This is a genomic window from Verrucomicrobiota bacterium (genome assembly GCA_027622555.1).
Classification (GTDB): Bacteria; Verrucomicrobiota; Verrucomicrobiia; order Opitutales; family UBA2995; genus UBA2995.
The window spans coordinates 1-15859 of record JAQBYJ010000044.1 but is presented as its reverse complement, the minus strand read 5'-3'; the positions used below and the strand labels follow the sequence as shown (position 1 = coordinate 15859).

At 46.6% G+C, this 15859-nt stretch carries 16 protein-coding genes and 1 tRNA gene; 7 read left to right on the top strand and 10 right to left on the bottom strand.

All coding sequences use genetic code 11. From position 1 onward, the window contains the following. Positions 1-48: 48 nt before the first annotated feature. Positions 49-456, bottom strand: coding sequence for a hypothetical protein (locus tag O3C43_12760; GenBank protein MDA1067364.1), 408 nt, complete (start codon positions 454-456; stop codon positions 49-51). Further along, positions 453-1292, bottom strand: a complete 840-nt coding sequence (locus tag O3C43_12755; protein MDA1067363.1) for an MBOAT family protein — start codon at positions 1290-1292, stop codon at positions 453-455. The genes O3C43_12760 and O3C43_12755 overlap by 4 nt, the downstream gene beginning before the upstream one ends. 42 nt (positions 1293-1334) lie before the next feature. On the opposite strand from O3C43_12755, the gene O3C43_12750 reads away from it, so the two are divergent. Continuing rightward, positions 1335-2150 (top strand): hypothetical protein, encoded by an 816-nt coding sequence (locus O3C43_12750; GenBank protein MDA1067362.1) that lies wholly within the window; start codon positions 1335-1337, stop codon positions 2148-2150. A 15-nt stretch (positions 2151-2165) separates the two neighbouring features. Here O3C43_12750 and O3C43_12745 read toward each other — a convergent pair whose 3' ends face one another. Then, a complete protein-coding gene (locus O3C43_12745; protein ID MDA1067361.1) occupies positions 2166-2552 on the bottom strand; it encodes a DUF4260 domain-containing protein in 387 nt (128 codons plus the stop codon). A gap of 148 nt (positions 2553-2700) precedes the next feature. Continuing rightward, positions 2701-2856 (bottom strand): hypothetical protein, encoded by a 156-nt coding sequence (locus O3C43_12740; protein MDA1067360.1) that lies wholly within the window; start codon positions 2854-2856, stop codon positions 2701-2703. A gap of 375 nt (positions 2857-3231) precedes the next feature. Here O3C43_12740 and O3C43_12735 point away from each other — a divergent pair, with 375 nt between their 5' ends. Together O3C43_12735 and O3C43_12730 are read left to right on the top strand one after the other, a co-directional pair. Continuing rightward, a complete protein-coding gene (locus O3C43_12735; protein ID MDA1067359.1) occupies positions 3232-4230 on the top strand; it encodes a hypothetical protein in 999 nt (332 codons plus the stop codon). Between the two features lie 66 nt (positions 4231-4296). Continuing rightward, positions 4297-5913, top strand: a complete 1617-nt coding sequence (locus O3C43_12730) for a PrsW family glutamic-type intramembrane protease (protein MDA1067358.1) — start codon at positions 4297-4299, stop codon at positions 5911-5913. Positions 5914-5945: 32 nt separating this feature from the next. Here O3C43_12730 and O3C43_12725 read toward each other — a convergent pair whose 3' ends face one another. Then, on the bottom strand, positions 5946-7394 hold the full coding sequence (locus O3C43_12725) for a DUF1501 domain-containing protein (GenBank protein ID MDA1067357.1): 1449 nt from the start codon (positions 7392-7394) through the stop codon (positions 5946-5948). A 9-nt stretch (positions 7395-7403) separates the two neighbouring features. Continuing rightward, positions 7404-9545 carry a DUF1549 and DUF1553 domain-containing protein gene (locus tag O3C43_12720; GenBank protein ID MDA1067356.1) on the bottom strand — a complete coding sequence of 714 codons (2142 nt, stop codon included), beginning with the start codon at positions 9543-9545 and terminating at the stop codon, positions 7404-7406. 723 nt (positions 9546-10268) lie between these two features. On the opposite strand from O3C43_12720, the gene O3C43_12715 reads away from it, so the two are divergent. Next, positions 10269-10344 (top strand) — tRNA-Arg (locus tag O3C43_12715). Between the two features lie 456 nt (positions 10345-10800). Here the strand turns inward: O3C43_12715 and O3C43_12710 are convergent. Both O3C43_12710 and O3C43_12705 read right to left on the bottom strand, forming a co-directional pair. Then, on the bottom strand, positions 10801-10968 hold the full coding sequence (locus O3C43_12710; GenBank protein ID MDA1067355.1) for a hypothetical protein: 168 nt from the start codon (positions 10966-10968) through the stop codon (positions 10801-10803). A 134-nt stretch (positions 10969-11102) separates the two neighbouring features. Then, positions 11103-11639 carry a DUF6090 family protein gene (locus tag O3C43_12705; protein MDA1067354.1) on the bottom strand — a complete coding sequence of 179 codons (537 nt, stop codon included), beginning with the start codon at positions 11637-11639 and terminating at the stop codon, positions 11103-11105. A 1337-nt stretch (positions 11640-12976) separates the two neighbouring features. Between O3C43_12705 and O3C43_12700 the strand changes: the two genes are divergently transcribed. Both O3C43_12700 and O3C43_12695 read left to right on the top strand, forming a co-directional pair. Next, positions 12977-13909, top strand: a complete 933-nt coding sequence (locus tag O3C43_12700; protein MDA1067353.1) for a lipoate--protein ligase — start codon at positions 12977-12979, stop codon at positions 13907-13909. Between the two features lie 11 nt (positions 13910-13920). Further along, positions 13921-14337 (top strand): S4 domain-containing protein, encoded by a 417-nt coding sequence (locus tag O3C43_12695; GenBank protein MDA1067352.1) that lies wholly within the window; start codon positions 13921-13923, stop codon positions 14335-14337. A 36-nt stretch (positions 14338-14373) separates the two neighbouring features. Here O3C43_12695 and O3C43_12690 read toward each other — a convergent pair whose 3' ends face one another. Further along, positions 14374-14904, bottom strand: a complete 531-nt coding sequence (locus O3C43_12690) for a hypothetical protein (protein MDA1067351.1) — start codon at positions 14902-14904, stop codon at positions 14374-14376. Between the two features lie 69 nt (positions 14905-14973). After that, entirely contained in the window at positions 14974-15390 is a 417-nt protein-coding gene (locus tag O3C43_12685; protein ID MDA1067350.1) for an MmcQ/YjbR family DNA-binding protein, read from the bottom strand. Positions 15391-15529: 139 nt separating this feature from the next. Between O3C43_12685 and O3C43_12680 the strand changes: the two genes are divergently transcribed. Then, complete coding sequence (locus O3C43_12680; GenBank protein ID MDA1067349.1) at positions 15530-15706, top strand: hypothetical protein; 177 nt, start codon at positions 15530-15532, stop codon at positions 15704-15706. The last annotated feature ends 153 nt before the right edge of the window (positions 15707-15859 follow it).

The following is a 15859-nucleotide window of genomic DNA, read 5'->3' as shown; positions in this document are numbered from 1 at the left end:
GGCAGAAAAAAGACGAAGAGGATGAGAAGGAGGAAGATGAAGATTTATTTAGACAGTTAGGGCCGCCCAGGCATAGGTTGCGGTTACGGAGAAGAATACAACAGTGAGTAGGTGGTAACCGGATTTGTGCCACCATTCTTTTTGGAATTCACTCATGTCAAAGAATCCGTATTGAATGATCAGGCGAGCACCCCAAAATAAAGCAAAGTAGGTGAGGAGGACTTTTGCTAGAACAGTTCCTTGAGCCAATTCAGCCGCAAAGATGATGCTGATCAGACCTATACTAAATATTGAAAAGGCAGTATAGCTCATATAGACCCAGAACAGCTTTTGGTGGAAATCAGGCATGAGTCTGACTTTGTTTTTCAGATCGATAACTCCGGGCATTAGGCTAGCAGCCAACAATATGCAGAGGGTCGCGCAACCAGCGAGTCGTATAAGAAGTTCTGCGTTCATAGTAGTAAGAAGTCTAAAAATGGATTCATGACTTCGTATAAAAAGCTAGTGTGAAATAGTAGGAACACAGGCGCAACAAGGATTAGCCAGGTAAAGATGATTCCGCCCACGCCGTCAGAGATACCTAGCTGTTTTCCTGGTTTGCTTCTCTCTGCTATAATACCGAGGCCTTGGAAGGCAAAATACAAAGTAGGAAGCCCATAGCCACCTCCTGCGGGAATTGAGATCACCAGGTCATGAATGAGACCGGACATCAGAAACGTGAATACAACGGCGCAAGGAAGCCCCATCTTTCGATAGATGGGTTTAAAGAAATACGCGTTTGCCAAATTGTTGAATGCCCGGTTCCAACGTACACTCCAGAATTCACTTAACGTACGACTGAGTAACGGTGATTTCATGATGGGTTCCGCTTTCACATCGAAAATGCGCCACACAATGGAAAGCAATTGAAAGCTACCGAAATGAAGCATAAGGATCAATCCCACCATACCGGACCATGCGCGGGAAAAGGGATCTTCAATTTGCGGTGTGAGACCCCAAACCAGCAACGCTCCAAGAACGGTTTTAAGGATGGCCACCAACCATTCGAATAATGTCGCTCGCACAGCCTTTCCTTTGGCTCCGAGAAATTCACCAATATCCATGCCCGGCCAAAGAAGAAAAAATCGAAAAGCATCGTAGGACCGGATCTTTTTTCTCCTAGTGACCCACTCCATAAAAACCGCCCATTTGAATCCGAAGAACAAGGCGAACGCGATACACCACATAAAAACCCAGGGTGGAAGTTCTCTTCGAAGGAACAAGCTGCCAAGCATGAGTCCGACCAAAGGCAACCAGCGAATGATGGGTAGGTACCGGGTGCTCTTGTTGTCGGATTGATACTGCCGGCCGCTTTGATTTCCCAGGTCGATCTGGTTATTGAACGAGAGGCTGGCGATATTCTGTTGGGGTGGAATGATGGAGGAGAACTGCAAACGTCCACTGACCTGGCAGAATGGGAAACGATGCTGAACACTCCCAGTCCTTTGAGGTTGGTTCGTGAGGAACAGTTGGACAGTCAGTTTTTTAGAGTCGTTAGCACCTGGAGTACACGGGCAGAATTATTGGATGCCAATTCGGAGATGTCGGTTGCTGAACTGAATGGGAAAATATATGTGCTGGGCGGATATCCTTCGTCGAGGATCAGCGTCGCCACTGTCCAGATTTATGATCCGGAAACAGACGTTTGGAGTTATGGAACTTCGCTGCCGCAAGCGCTCAACCATACAATGGCGGCGAGTGTTGCAGGTAAGATTTATCTAATAGGTGGCCAGGTAACTGCAAATGGCGTTGGTCCTTTTGTTAACACTGTTTATGCATACGATCCTGAATCCAACGAATGGAGCGTCAAAGCCCCGATGCCGACCATTCGCAGTGGATGTAATGGAATAACTGCTAACGGTTGCTTCTACGTTTTTGGCGGAGAGGGTGACGACTCCGCCACCCATGGCGTCTTTGAGGAGGTGGAAGTTTATAATCCGAAAACCGACAGCTGGACTCAGTTGGAGCCATTTCCAATCCCGGTCCATGGGGTAACCGGTGCGGCGTTTATTGATGGACTTATTTATCTGCCGGGTGGAGGTGTTTCAGAAGGTGGCAGTAGCGGCGGAACTCAGCACCAGGTATTCCATGTGTCGCTTGAATGCCTGTAAGAAGTTTTTCAGAAACTACAACGAATGCTTGGTGAGGATTTTATCACCAGAATTAAGAATGCCGAGGTGGGTATCCTTGAATCCTGTACTATATTTTAATCCGTAACCGAGAAGGCGATCGAATCCAATGTGCGCGATCCAAATAAGTGAAATTGCCATTAAAGTAAGCCGCGAATATCCCAGGGATACGGCCGCAAGAATAAGTGGAAGCACATAGGTATGAGCGACGTTGTACAGTATCGCTCCTATTTCCTTATTAATGATATAGCCGAGCATGAACAGGTCGGGAATGAGAAATAATGAAAGGAATAACCACCAGTTGAATTCTAATGTTTGGTATGCAGTGACTGAAGTCAGGAAAATAGCCAGGCCTTCAAGTTTAAGTAATAATATGGGTTTCATAATATGTGGTGCATTCACCCGCCTTGCACTGAAGGATTCAGGTAACGTTCAAGGAGTATTCTACTGCAAAGTTTTACTTTCTCGAGGTCATGGATTCGTCGGACGAGACGGTGGTAACTGTAGAGTACTTTGAATAGATGTCCTTTGGCTATCCAGTAATACATTTTATCAGGTACGATTTATCAAGCCGAGCGCTATATAGTTCACCGGGTACTGCCGCGTAAATAGAGTCCTCGAATACGCCGGGAATTGCGAGGCCTCCGATGATGCTGGAAGATAGTTTTAGAAATTCTTTTCGATTCATTTTGGATTTTCCGGGTCGCCGCCGCAAACGCTTATTAAGCGGTGTTATATTCTTGAGAGTTCAGGAAGAAAGTCAATGTGAGTGATCCAAGGAAAATTAATTGACCCTTTTAATAAAGTAAAAATCGTTTAAGACGATCTTGTATACTACTGAAAATTTGGGGATTGAAGGTGCCTGTAGTTGCCATACGACGAAATTGACCGCCCTTTCGATTCTTTAAAAAATAATGAAATGTTTTAAAATCAGGACCGAAGGTCGACTATTCTGCATATTTTCTAGGAGGTCTCCTAAGTAACTCCAATACGAGCTTCAATCTGTCATTGGAAAAACTCTTGCTGTTCGTGAACTAGAAATAAAATATCCTGTGTTAATTCTATGGATTTATCGGAAAATAGATTAGAAGTAAAATATCAAGAAACGGATTCGGCGAAAGTTTATAAAACTTCGAACGGAAGCTCTTTTTATTACTGTAATGTAATTTCCAGATTCGAGAAACTTTTCGACCAACAGTATATTCGAGAAGTAGTTGGTAACGTTCGGGCATCGATCAACTTTAGTGATGAGATAGATATTTATGTGCATTACTATAATCCATTGGATCTTGTACCAGAACCGATTTTTATTCAAAATAAGGAACGGCGTCGCATCCTGATTCTTATCTCGGATGAAACGGGTTCGGTTCCTACTTATTTGACCAAGGATTTTGATGCGGTTTTCAAAAACTTTATCCCCGATAGCCCAGAGAGTGTTCCTCTTTTCCCACTGCCAGCCGGGTATTCAGGAGATTCAATGAACTCCTCAAAATTACCGGTTAACCAACGGGGAAATGACGTGTTTTTTTCGGGTAGAATTGAGCCGCATAGGCATGAGCTTTATCGTTCGCTTACCTCGCTTCAATATTTACCAAGTATCAACCCTCGTTTGGATCGAGTTATATCCCGGCTTTATTTGAAAATCCTTAGACGGAAAAAAATCCGAAGGTTGTCGAATTCATTTATTCATTTTCATGCGGATAATTTTTATGAAGGGGTTCTTGATCCGCGGAGTTTTAATGAATTGTTGATGAATTCCAAGATAGCCCTTTGTCCCAGGGGGCGTGCATTGGAATCCTTTCGACACATAGAAGCTGCCAGAGCAGGGTGTGTCATCTTTTCTGAGAGCTTGCCTGATCACTATTTCTACAAGACGGCACCTTTTGTGTTTTTTGATTCCTGGAAAAATGTTTTGTCCACTATAAAAGGAGTTCTTTCGGACGAAGATTTGCTATTGCAGCGCCAGAACGAGACCATTGCCTGGTGGGAAAATATGGTGAGTGAATCCAGTGTTGCGCGCTACATAGTTGAGCGGTCTTTAGAAACTATGAACGGTAGATGACCCTCATAGGGTTAGGTTTATCAGCTTTCTTGACCTTCCCAGGCTTTTGAAAAAGCCTCTTTTTGAATGACGCATCTCAAGTCTCAGGTTTTTGAAAAATCTCATAGCCGTTCTTTTCTCTGGAAGCTTTGTATCGGGACGGTTCTTTTGGGAATCGTAACAGGGTTCGTACTCAGTCGTTTTGATTTCAAGAGTGAGCTTTCGCTTCAATCGCGGGTTGAAACGTATTTTTCTGCAAATCTTTCAGAGTTTTCACAAGCCGGTGACCTTCAGAGTGAATTGACAGAAGTGGTTTTTTTGCTGGTAGAGGATTCATTGAAATCCGGGGAAATTGAAACCGAAGAATTACTGACAGAGATTCCTTTTTTAAGTTATTGGATTCTAGGTGATGGTCATGCCCGGTTTGAAATTTTATTTCGGAAGTACCTTTCAGCGGTCGATTTTAGTTTAGTGTTTTTATTTGTCGATGCGCTGGGCGAAGAGCCCGATGCCGCCGCGCAACTAAAAGAACTCGGGGAAACGAATCCTACTCCACGTTACGCCAATCAAGTACTTGCGCTTTTGGAAAGTAACAAAGAGTTATACGACAACGCGTATCCATTTTTGCTGAAGGAGGGAGAGTTTTCCGAAGCCTTATGGGCAAGAAAACAAGCTGTAATCAATCGTCACTATCGCAAAGACTTTAATGCCTTGGAAGAACTGGCGAATAATCCGGATTATGAGGATGCATTCGATCCCTGGATACGAAGGGAGTTGGCAACTCATAACCGCGATTGGCTATCGACTGTAAAGTGGATTATGATTGGTCAATTAGTCGGGCTTGAGCCGGGCAGCTTTATTTTGGCTACCATTGCCATGCTTGTTTGGGGCACGCTTTTATTGCAGCTTGGTCAGGCAAGTCGTTTCGACAAATGGACACCTGTTCTTTGTTTCCTGGGTTTGCTTTTGGGAATGTTAAGCATAACGCCTGGCCGGTTCTGGATCGTATTGGAGGATCTGTATCTCCCGATATCGGAAGGCGAAGATCTTTTCCACAGTATCGTCTACTTTATTGCTACGGTGGGATTGCGGGAGGAAGTTTGCAAACTGCTTTTGTTTATTCCCCTGACGCCTATCCTGATCAGGCGACGGAACGAACTCGAGTTTCTACTCGTTGCCAGTTTTGTCGGGTTGGGCTTCGCCTACGTAGAAAATTTTAACTACCTGATCAGTTCAATGGGAACCGGCGTCGCGGGTCGTTTTTTAACAGCCAATTTTTTCCATATTTCTCTTACCGGAATGAGTGGATTGTTTTTTTGCCGGATGTGGAAAACCCGGGGGTATAGCTACAACGACTTTCTGTTTATTTTCGGAGTCGCAATAATCGCTCACGGCCTCTACGACGCGCTACTTACTCATCCTCCGATGGATGACGGAGGATTCATCGCCCTGATACTGTTTATAGTTTTCGCAAAATACTATTTCAAGGAAGTGCACCATCTTCGGGAAGTATCCAAGAGCATCATTAGTTTATCAGCCAGTATGAGCTTCGGTATTTCCCTGATCCTGGCCAGCTTGGTAGTTTATTTAAGTATTGTGCTCAATGTATCCCAGGCTATCCAACTCGCTTTCGGCAGTTTTCTGGGAAGCGGCATTATTCTAATTATGTTTTTCAGAGAATTTAACGAATCGCTCGGAGCCTAGCGGGTGCCTGAAAACAAACCCGAGCTATCGAACTAAACAAATAGCTTTTCCACTACGTGGCCGACGTTGATAGTGGGTCTTTCGAGACGCCCGCCTTTTTTGAACTCGAGGTTCATATGATCCAAACCCAAGGCATGCAAGATGGACGCGTGCAGATCATGCACATGTATTTTTTCAGAAACGGCCCACAGACCCAGTTCGTCGGTCGAGCCGATGACCTGGCCTCCTTTTATTCCACCCCCTGCCATCCACATGGTGAAGCCAAATGGATTGTGATCCCGACCATTTCCTTTTTCACTCATCGGGGTTCTTCCAAATTCTCCACCCCAAACGACTAACGTATCTTCGAGCAGTCCACGCCTTTTTAAATCCGTCAATAATGCGGCCACCGGCTGGTCCATGGACTCACAGAGTCTCTGGCCACGTTCTTCGTGATTTGCATGCGTGTCCCAGCCGCTGCCCGATCCGCTATAGACCTGGACAAAGCGCACACCTCTTTCAACCAGGCGTCGTGCTTGCAAGCATTGTTTTCCGAAGGGTTCTGTAACTTCTCGGTCCAAACCATACATCGATTTGGTAGCCTCGCTTTCTTGTGAAAGATCAACCGCTTCAGGAGCATCTGCCTGCATACGGTAAGCCATTTCATAAGATTCAATTCTAGCTTCGAGCTCGTCATCAAATGCGTTTTGTTGTGCATGCCTTCGATTCAGGTTGGAGAGCAGATCCAGTTTCAACTTCTGACGCGTATCCGATACTCCTTTCGGTGGATCCAGATTGGGAATTGGTACCGTACCCTGTTGAAATAAAGTACCTTGATAGGTTGCCGGCATGAATCCGGTGCCCCAGTTACGAACGCCACCGAGCGGTAGTTTCTTTCCGTCCGTTAAGACGACGAAGGAGGGTAGGTTTTTGTTTAGTGAACCAAGACCGTAAATGGCCCAGGCACCGAGTGAGGGACGGCCACCCACCACGGATCCTGTGTTCATTTGGCAAACAGAGCCCACGTGATTTAAGCCATCGGCCTGACAAGAACGAATCACTGCCAATTCATCCGCATGCTTGGCAATGTTTGGGCACCAGTCGGAAACGGAAAGTCCACTCTCGCCATATTGTTTCCAGGTTCTGGGGGATCCCATCAGTGGTGATCCTTGTTCTCCCATGGCGGTGACCGGTTCCTTGAAACTCTTCGGCAGTGTGGTCCCATGAAGTTTATTTAAAAGGGGCTTAGGATCGAACATATCGATATGACTCGGTCCGCCTTCCATAAACAGAAATATGACGCGTTTCGCCGTTGCTTTATGCTGTCCGGCCTTTGGCGCCAGTGGATTTTTTGCCGCTGCACTTAGGGTTTCGAATCCGAGCATGCCGGCGAGGGCAACACTGGCTGCTCCACCTCCGGCGCGCATGAGAAAGTCCCTGCGCGAAAAAGAATATTCCATATGCGCCATCGATTTTATAAAGGTGTTTTGACTGTTGCCCATGGGATTTCTTTAATTGCTGTAAACAAATTCGTTGGTGTTCATCAATACATGACAGAAGTCTGCCCAGGCTGTCCTGTACGCATCACCTTTGGGTTCTACTGATTCAAGAAAGTTACGTGCATCGATGATGTCCTCTTCGGTCGGACCACGGCCTAAGGCCGTAAGGTAAGCCGTGGTAATCCGGTCTTCAGTGCTGGCTCCTTGTTTACTTAAAACCTGGTCTGCAAATTGTTTGGCCCGTGATAGGGTCCAATCGCCGTTTAACAATGCCAGAGCTTGTATCGGAGTTGTAGTGACGTCACGAAGTGAACAGCTGTTGTGAAGGTCGGGAGTATCGAATGAGTTCATCATCGTCATTTCTTTGTTGCGCTTATTGATCACATAAATGGATCGGCGCGGAGAATTCTCTTCTTCTACAGCGGGGCCGCCCATGGTGGTATCGATCTCACCACTGACCGAAAGGAGAGCGTCGCGCAATTGTTCCGCATCCATGCGCCGAACCGGCATCCAGGACAAGTAGCGATTGTCTGCATCCGCCTTCTCTGCGATATCGGCATCTCTGGGAGTCGAGCTTTGTCGATAGGTTGCAGAAGTCATCATCAAACGGTGCATGGATTTTAGGCTCCATCCCTCTTCAACGAACTTTCGTGACAACCAGTCCAGTAACTCGGGGTGGGAGGGTTCCCCGCCGAGAACACCGAAGTCATTACTCGAAGGTACGATTCCGGTTCCGAAATGCCACTGCCACAAACGGTTTACCATGACTCGCACGCTCAATGGATTTTCTTCATCTGTCAGCCAGAGCGCGAGGGTCGCACGTTGCCCGGTTGTTTCAGAGACGTTATTCAATGAGACGATGGTGGCGTCTTGCGGATCCAAAATGGAGAGGTATCCGGGCTCAATAAGTTCACGTCCGTTTTTGCCTTCGAGGTAGGACTTGGGGGCTGTTGCTCCGATATCCTTGACCGCGGCAACTTGTTCACGTTGAGGTTTGTAAGCGTCGAACGCCCGAAGTTCTTTTTCCAATGCTGCCCAACGCACCTTCTCTTCTTTGTCTAATTCCGCCTGGAATCTGATTTCCGATCGAGAGTCGATTAATTTATAGGCAAAACGAGTGAGTTGCTCCTCGTAGGGCGTGCGTTCAGGCTTATCCAAAATTTCCTTCATATATGTTGGAAGTTTTGCTCTGGCTAAAGCCTTCTCCTTTTCCAAGGGTCCAACTTTTAGAGCCTCCATTTCGGTGCGTATACCCAGGGTCATACTTTCCCACGTTGCTAATTCCGTACGGTACCTTTTATCCGCATCCTCGCCACCGAGGTGAATGTCCTCCCATGGTGAAATTGCGGAAAAGAATGATCGAAATCGAAAGTAATCTTTTTGGGTAATCGCATCAAACTTGTGGTCGTGACAACGCGCACACTTCATGCTCATCCCAAGAAACACATCTCCGGAAACATCGGCGATGTCATCCAGTGTGGCTTCCCAATGACGGGTCATGTCCGGTTGATTATCCTCATACGGCCAGAGGCGTAAATATCCGGTGGCTTTTTTGGCCTCGTCATTGTTCGGATAAAGTTCGTCGCCGGCGATCTGCTCCTGCACAAATTGCGCATAGGACTTGTCGCTGTTTAGCGATTCAATCACATAATCCCGGTAGCGCCAGGCATTGGGTCGAAGAACATCCGCTTTGAATCCGTCCGTGTCCGCATAGCGGACGAGGTCCAGCCAATGGCGGGCATAACGTTCTCCATAGCGTGGTGATTCAAGAAGCTGGTCGATTAGCTTTTCATACGCATTGGGTGCCGGGTCATTGATAAAGGCGTCGACTGCTTCAGGCGTCGGAGGCAACCCCAATAAGTCCAGGCTGGCTCGGCGGATTAAGGTGCGTCGATCAGCCTCATTTGCCGGAGTCAGTTTGCGACTTTCGATGCCTTGCAAAATGAAAGCATCGATAGGATTTCTGATCCAATCCTTGGCCCGCACCGTCGGAACCTTCGGTTGTGAGATGGGTTGGAAAACCCAGTAAGCGCGTTGCTCCTCCGTGAAAGAATCTTCCGCAGGAGTCCCGAATAAGCAGCTTGCTGAGAGCAGCAGGAAACCAACGATCCATAATCGTTTGAGATAAATAGGGGTAATCTTTCTTCTACTCATTAGAAACCAACGGGTTATTGGAACTGATATGCTCGCTTTGTGCAAGCAAGGCCTGCAGGGATCATATCCGCACAATTTACTGCCATCGTCAAGGTTACAGCTTATTCCAAAAGTAAAACGGGAAGCCTATTTTTATGATAATGCCTGGGGCACCGCGAATTCTCCTTTGTTTTCGGGCTTTTTTGATGTTGGTCAATAGACCGAAGCCAAGAGTGGACGCAGCTTTCAGGCATGTGCTCGAGAACATCAGCTGTTGGATGACAGATTTTTGCTGGTAGAGGCTCATCGGGCCGACTGAAACGCGCTGGAGCGCGTTAACAGGTTAATGCCAAAGTCTATCCCGGGGGCGGTGGATTCATCGGAGTCAACCGGTTAATCCCTAGTAAATATGAAATATGAACATCGACCCTATTCTGTTCTGAACATCGACCCTATTCTGTTCTATTCTGTTCCTCTCGGCCTTGTTAATGCAGGCCCACCTAAGAGGAAAGTAGCGGGCCTATAGGTTGCATGTATCATTTCGGTTTTCAAAACAGTTGCTCAATCAAACATTGACGCCTCTTGGTCCAATCCTACATTTCCATCCTTTTATGATGCGGGTGTAGCTCAGAGGATAGATTCGAGGCTTTAGCCGACAGTCCTCACTGCGGTTTTCAAAACAGTTGCTCAAATACTAAGTTGACCTACCGATGCGACTTTCTATTTTCCCCTGATTTCTATTATGCGGGTGTAGCTCAGAGGATAGAGCTGCGGTTTTCTAAACCGTAGGTCGCAGGTTCGATTCCTGCCACCCGTACCATTAATAATCAACGGGGTCTCTACCAAAAAGTGGGGGCTTTTTTATGTACGGTTATTGTTATCCACATTGAGCGATGGGGGTGTGGATCGACTGTCTAGACCGCCGTTGGTATTGGTATTAATCAAAGCGGTCAGATTTTTTCGGATAAAAGGACTTCCGCAATCACCCAGCTCCCAATAATCCAGTCTTGAGTCCCAGCAGCTTATTGCATGTAAATAAATGGGCTTCACCCATCTTCTCATTCACCCCATGGATCAAGATACTCCACCCAGTCCAGATAATGGCTCCTCTAACCCGCCTTCAGGTAAGTTTCGGCGAGACAAGATGGCGAGACATGGCGTGAGAATCCGCGGTTTGATGCCTTGTTGGAGGATTGATTGTTAACCACGAAGGACACGAAGAACTCTAATATTGAATGGAAACCTTGGAACAGATCGGGACACTTCATACCATCGCTCAAGTCGCTATTACTTTAGTTGGATTTACCGGCATCGTCTTGGTATTCGGAGAACGATCGTCGTTGAAGTTGGGCGAGAGTGAGTATCTTCGCATCCTCTCCATGGTTGCGCCGACCTTGGTGGTCTTGTTGGGTTGTTTTGTTCCGATCCTGTTGATTGATTTCACGGACAATGAAGTTGTGATCTGGCGAATATCAAATGGGATATACGGGACTCTTCATCTATATCCTGTTACAAGCTTCTTACTTAATAAGGCGAAGAAGACCAAAGGTCAAAACACAGCAATGATTTTTGGTTATCTCACAATATTGGCGAACTACTTGACGGCTTTCGGCCTGATTCCATGGCCTGCAAGTATCTTTTTCTTTGGCCTTCTTTGTGTGGGAGATGGGGGTCATACCCCTGCCATTTCTCCCCTGCCATTTCTCCCCTGCCCCATGACCCCATTTCTCCCCTGCCCCCAAGGCGGCAGTCGAAGGAATACATGCGATAAGTTCCACCAGATGATATGAAAAAGTGTCCGGATAACGATTCGTCGTAGGGCGAATCCTCTTCTATATGTTGAATGACGGTGTTTGCGGAGTCCACGATTCGTTCGTGTCTAAGGGATATGCCGTCCAAGGCAATCAGATCACTTTCCAGCTCCGCCTTTAAAGACTTTAAGATTTTTATTTCCTTAGCGGATGTTTTCCCGGCTTCGTGCCAGTCGCTGATCTGCAGCGCCACCAGTATCCCCGCTACGATCAGCAGAAATTCTCCAACAGCATACCGCACATAGCGGGAGGTTTTGCCTTCGTTGATCAGGGTCTTGCGGATGGAGCTGAAGAGGCGGAGCATTTATTGAAGAATGGAAATATTGGAAAACGAATGTGACTACATTCTCATGCGTTTAGCGGGAGAAAGTGTCAGGAGAAGTGAGTGATTAAAGCCTGTTGATTGAGTCACGCCCAAGCTACAGGGGCAACCGATGGGGATCAAGAGGGAAGTTGGGGCGGTGCGATCCGCCTCCGCAAGGCATCCGGCGTGACAAAGGGGACGAGAGGCAAGGGACGAGAGAGGCGTGGGACGAGGGACGTGGGACGATCCGGCCTTCACAAAAGTTACGGCGTGACATGGGAACGAGAGTGAGATTTTGTTTTCTCCATTGGGATTGCCAGAAATGCCACCTGGCACTGGTTTTCTTCAGAGAAAAAGGTCCAGCCATTCACCGGTTGCCATTAGGACCGCAGCGGCGGTGAAAAACATGACGACAAAGATTCTAACTATAGGATGATATTTCATGATAAGGATGCGATTAGATGTTTCTATCCTTACATGCTCCGTTTCGCGCAGAATAGTGTCACGCGGAGATGAAAATGAAATCGCCACGCTCAGTACCGAAGTCCACAGGGCGACATCGACCAAGCCTTACCCCGTGGCAAGACCAAGGGGTATCAACAGGCTTCCTGTCCTATCCTTCGGCCAGGACCGCTAGGCGATGTCAGGCCTGTTGTTCGCTTCGCTGTCGGATAAATCCTCGGTACTCGCAAAGCTCGTGAAGATCAAAAGTGCAATTATAACCCTGTGGCAGTACCGAGTCGCGAAGCGGCGACAGCGAAGCGAACAACAACCACAGGGTACCGAGGGAGGACGTCCCGACACATACAAGTTCTAGCAGATTCTTCCTCAATCTTTTATGCAGCCTGGTTATTTCTATGCGGGTTCAAGACCTTCGCAAAGAAATGCCCCCAGCAATCTCTCCTAAGATTACTGGGGGACTTAATATGTTGGTTGCGACTCTCCAATCAGCAATCATTCAAGCCTCTCCCAGCCCAATTAAGGGCCACTCTTCAAGACCACTATAAATGCTATCTCCCTTTGCCGGGATCGCAACCATGAAGAGTGATTTATGGAATAAAATTCTATCAATTTCCCAACCTTTCAACCCAGCTTCGTTTATAACTTCTCTGGGTTCGTCGCCGACTTGTCCGGCGAAGCTCGGATGAGCGTAGCAGAAGCTAGCCGTTTTGGAATCGGCGGTTTTGGCAAAACAGCCCTACCTTAGTTATAAAATTCAGATGTAGGGTCCGAGATCGTTGTAACGCGAAACCTAGTGGCGAAACCACCTACAGTCGGAAGCCACCCCAAGAATTGGGCCTTGATATTGGAGAGGGGGTCGCCTCGAATTGGGAGGAATGGAAGTTTTCGTTAGTTCGGTGACTGAGCCGATGGTCAATATGGGATTGGAATCATTTTTTCTCAATAAGTATGAGGGGGAAGGGTGCCTGGTTTATCGGAATGCGCCTTGTGTGGTAATTGGGAAGAATCAGAACCCCTACCGTGAGGTGAATGTCGGGTTTTGTAAAAGTGAGTCATTACGGGTGCTTCGACGGATTAGTGGAGGTGGGACGGTTTATCATGATCTGGGGAACATCAACACGGCGTTCTTTGGCAAGAGAATGGGTATAGCTGATAATCTTTATGAGCGCTGGACGGAGCCCGTGATTGAATTTCTGAAATCTTTGGGTTTGGTGGCGGAACGAGATGGTAGAAATGGTTTGGAATTGGTTGGACAGAAAATTTCCGGATCAGCTCAGGCGTTGAAGCAGCATCGCTTTCTTCAGCATGCAACCTTACTTTACTCCAGCGATTTGGATGCTCTGGAATCTTCAATAGATCCCGTTCCTGGATTAGTTGAAGGACGAGGGATAGCCTCTCATCGGAGCCCGGTTACAACCATTTCGAAACATTTGGATGGAGCAGATACGGATGAAGCATTTCAAGCAAAGTTGGTTGATTTCTTCCTTAGCACTTTTGGGCGTTCTGCGGTTTCTGGAATACCGGATGAAGCTGAGAAACACGTCCAGGAGTCGGTGAAAGAGCAATTCAGTAGCTGGGAATGGAATATCGCCAGGACGCCACCCTTTGAATTTCGTTTACCGATTTCAGGCGGGAATCTTGTTCTCAAAATAAATAAAGGAATCATTCGAAGTTGTGTGACAGAAGCTGTTGCCGAACTCGCTCCGATTGATTTTGAAGGTTTGATTGGTGAGCCTTTTGTGGAAGAGACTTTTAAAAAGAATGGAATCGATAAAATCAGCCCGGATATCGGTAGTTTAATTCTTTAGTATTAATCGTGATGACTAACACTTCTATCCATGAATCCATCCGTATTGATAAATGGCTTTGGTGTATCCGTGCGTTTAGGACCCGGTCAAAGTCAACGACGGCGTGTAAGGCATCCCATGTCAGAATAAATAGCCAAGTCATTAAGCCGGCATCTCCCGTTCGGGTTGGAGATGAAGTGACGGTCGAATACCCTCATCTAAAACGCACTTTAAAAGTAGACGCTTTGCTTTCCAAGCGAGTGGGTGCTCCTTTGGCAATCAAACATTATACGGATCTAACTCCAGAATCTGAATACGAAAAACTCAAGAACCGTACTCTGGCCCAGTCTATTATCGAACGTGATAGAGGAGCGGGTCGCCCAACCAAAAAAGACCGCCGTGAATTGGAGAAATGGTTAGAGGACTGGATAGTTGAGGAAGAGGAGTAGGAAAGGGAAATGACAGGTTAAATTGCTCCTGCTTTCTTAACCATAGGCTAGGCCCCAAAGATCCATTCTTCCGGCGAACCAGTGTTTAAGTCGTTTAACCGTGGGGTGGGATTGACTGAAGTTCCCTTCATCTAAGATCTGTTTTAACTGCTGAAGTGAAAGTTCCTCTATGGGTATACTTTTTTCAACAGGGAAAAGAGAAGCAGCCGTTTCGGAAAGGAGTTTCAAGTCGAGCTCCTTCCCATGATTTATCACACACAAAAGCAGATTGTTTTTCTGACCGGTATTCTCGCAGCTCAGAAATGATTGGGTGAAATCCAAATCGAGCGGCATTTGATCTTCTTCATCTATCCGCTTGAGAAAACGTGCATGGGACGAAGTACTGGCCGCCTGTGCTTGTCCACCCAATACCATGCCAACCAGGTCAACGGGAGAAATGGCATCTTCGTTAGGTTGTTGTCTCACCCATTCCTGACCAATGTCGTTCAATTCAAATGGAATGTACTTAACGCCGATGCGGGCGATAATTGAAAGCTTACCGTCCTGCGTCTTTCGGGTTTCGATCATGTTTTGCGGAGTTTAGATAGAAATGGAGAGTGAATAGGGAGATTCTTTCAGCTTCGAATAGTCAATGAATTATTCCGAGATATCACGCAAAAACTCATCACGCCAACTCTGATTGGATTTGTCCGTTTTCTTGGACATCTCTTTTACTTTCGCCTGATATTTTTTGGACATCCCCTTTACGACTTGCTTGTATGAATGTTGGATCAATTCCATGACGGTTTCATTGGAAATACTCCCATCTATAGTGACGGTGTTCCAGTGTTTTTTATTCATGTGAAAACCTGGATTGACCGCTTCGAATTGGTTGCGTAACTCGAGTGCATAGTCGGGTTCGCATTTGAGGTTAACAGTGAGCGGCTTTTCGTAGGCACATAGGGCGTACATCTTACCGAGAACTTTATAAACAATGACGTCTGGTCCGAAGGGTTCTTCTTCGGTTACGCCAGCAAAGTTCAATAGAGCCTCTCGCAGTTCTGTGGAGTCCATGGTCGATCATTGTCCTAAGCTGCGCACAGCAGATCAATTCATTTTCGAACAAGGCAGTTTAAAAAAAAAATACCTACCTTTTTGCGACTTTGAAAACATGACCTGTGTTTTTAAGTCATAATTTAAACCAATACATACAATGACAAAAATTATATTATCTATCATCCTGGTAACCTCCTTTTCTTTATTCGGAATGGGCTTTTCAAGTCCTGAAGGCATTAGTGCTTTCGATGATCCCTACATAGTAAGTGGATTCTTCCTGTTGGTATTTTCGGGTCTGGCAAGCGTCGGGTTAATCGACTTGGTCAACAAGTAAGAAGGTGTTTCCCACCATTAACTCGATCTTGCCGGACTCTTCTTTAACTTGTAATTCCCCGTGGTCTCTGCCGCGGGGTCGGTAACTGATAGGAAGTTTGAGCATTCGAAATCGGCAGCGAGCTACCTCCTGCAGTTGTATTTGCGATACGAA

Coding starts and splice junctions, on each gene's coding strand:
- O3C43_12760 (MDA1067364.1), bottom strand. CDS start 456: ATGAACGCAGAACTTCTTATACGACTCGCTGGTTGCGCGACCCTCTGC.
- O3C43_12745 (MDA1067361.1), bottom strand. CDS start 2,552: ATGAAACCCATATTATTACTTAAACTTGAAGGCCTGGCTATTTTCCTG.
- O3C43_12740 (MDA1067360.1), bottom strand. CDS start 2,856: ATGAATCGAAAAGAATTTCTAAAACTATCTTCCAGCATCATCGGAGGC.
- O3C43_12735 (MDA1067359.1), top strand. CDS start 3,232: ATGGATTTATCGGAAAATAGATTAGAAGTAAAATATCAAGAAACGGAT.
- O3C43_12730 (MDA1067358.1), top strand. CDS start 4,297: ATGACGCATCTCAAGTCTCAGGTTTTTGAAAAATCTCATAGCCGTTCT.
- O3C43_12725 (MDA1067357.1), bottom strand. CDS start 7,394: ATGGGCAACAGTCAAAACACCTTTATAAAATCGATGGCGCATATGGAA.
- O3C43_12720 (MDA1067356.1), bottom strand. CDS start 9,545: ATGAGTAGAAGAAAGATTACCCCTATTTATCTCAAACGATTATGGATC.
- O3C43_12705 (MDA1067354.1), bottom strand. CDS start 11,639: ATGCTCCGCCTCTTCAGCTCCATCCGCAAGACCCTGATCAACGAAGGC.
- O3C43_12700 (MDA1067353.1), top strand. CDS start 12,977: ATGGAAGTTTTCGTTAGTTCGGTGACTGAGCCGATGGTCAATATGGGA.
- O3C43_12695 (MDA1067352.1), top strand. CDS start 13,921: ATGACTAACACTTCTATCCATGAATCCATCCGTATTGATAAATGGCTT.
- O3C43_12690 (MDA1067351.1), bottom strand. CDS start 14,904: ATGATCGAAACCCGAAAGACGCAGGACGGTAAGCTTTCAATTATCGCC.
- O3C43_12685 (MDA1067350.1), bottom strand. CDS start 15,390: ATGGACTCCACAGAACTGCGAGAGGCTCTATTGAACTTTGCTGGCGTA.
- O3C43_12680 (MDA1067349.1), top strand. CDS start 15,530: ATGACAAAAATTATATTATCTATCATCCTGGTAACCTCCTTTTCTTTA.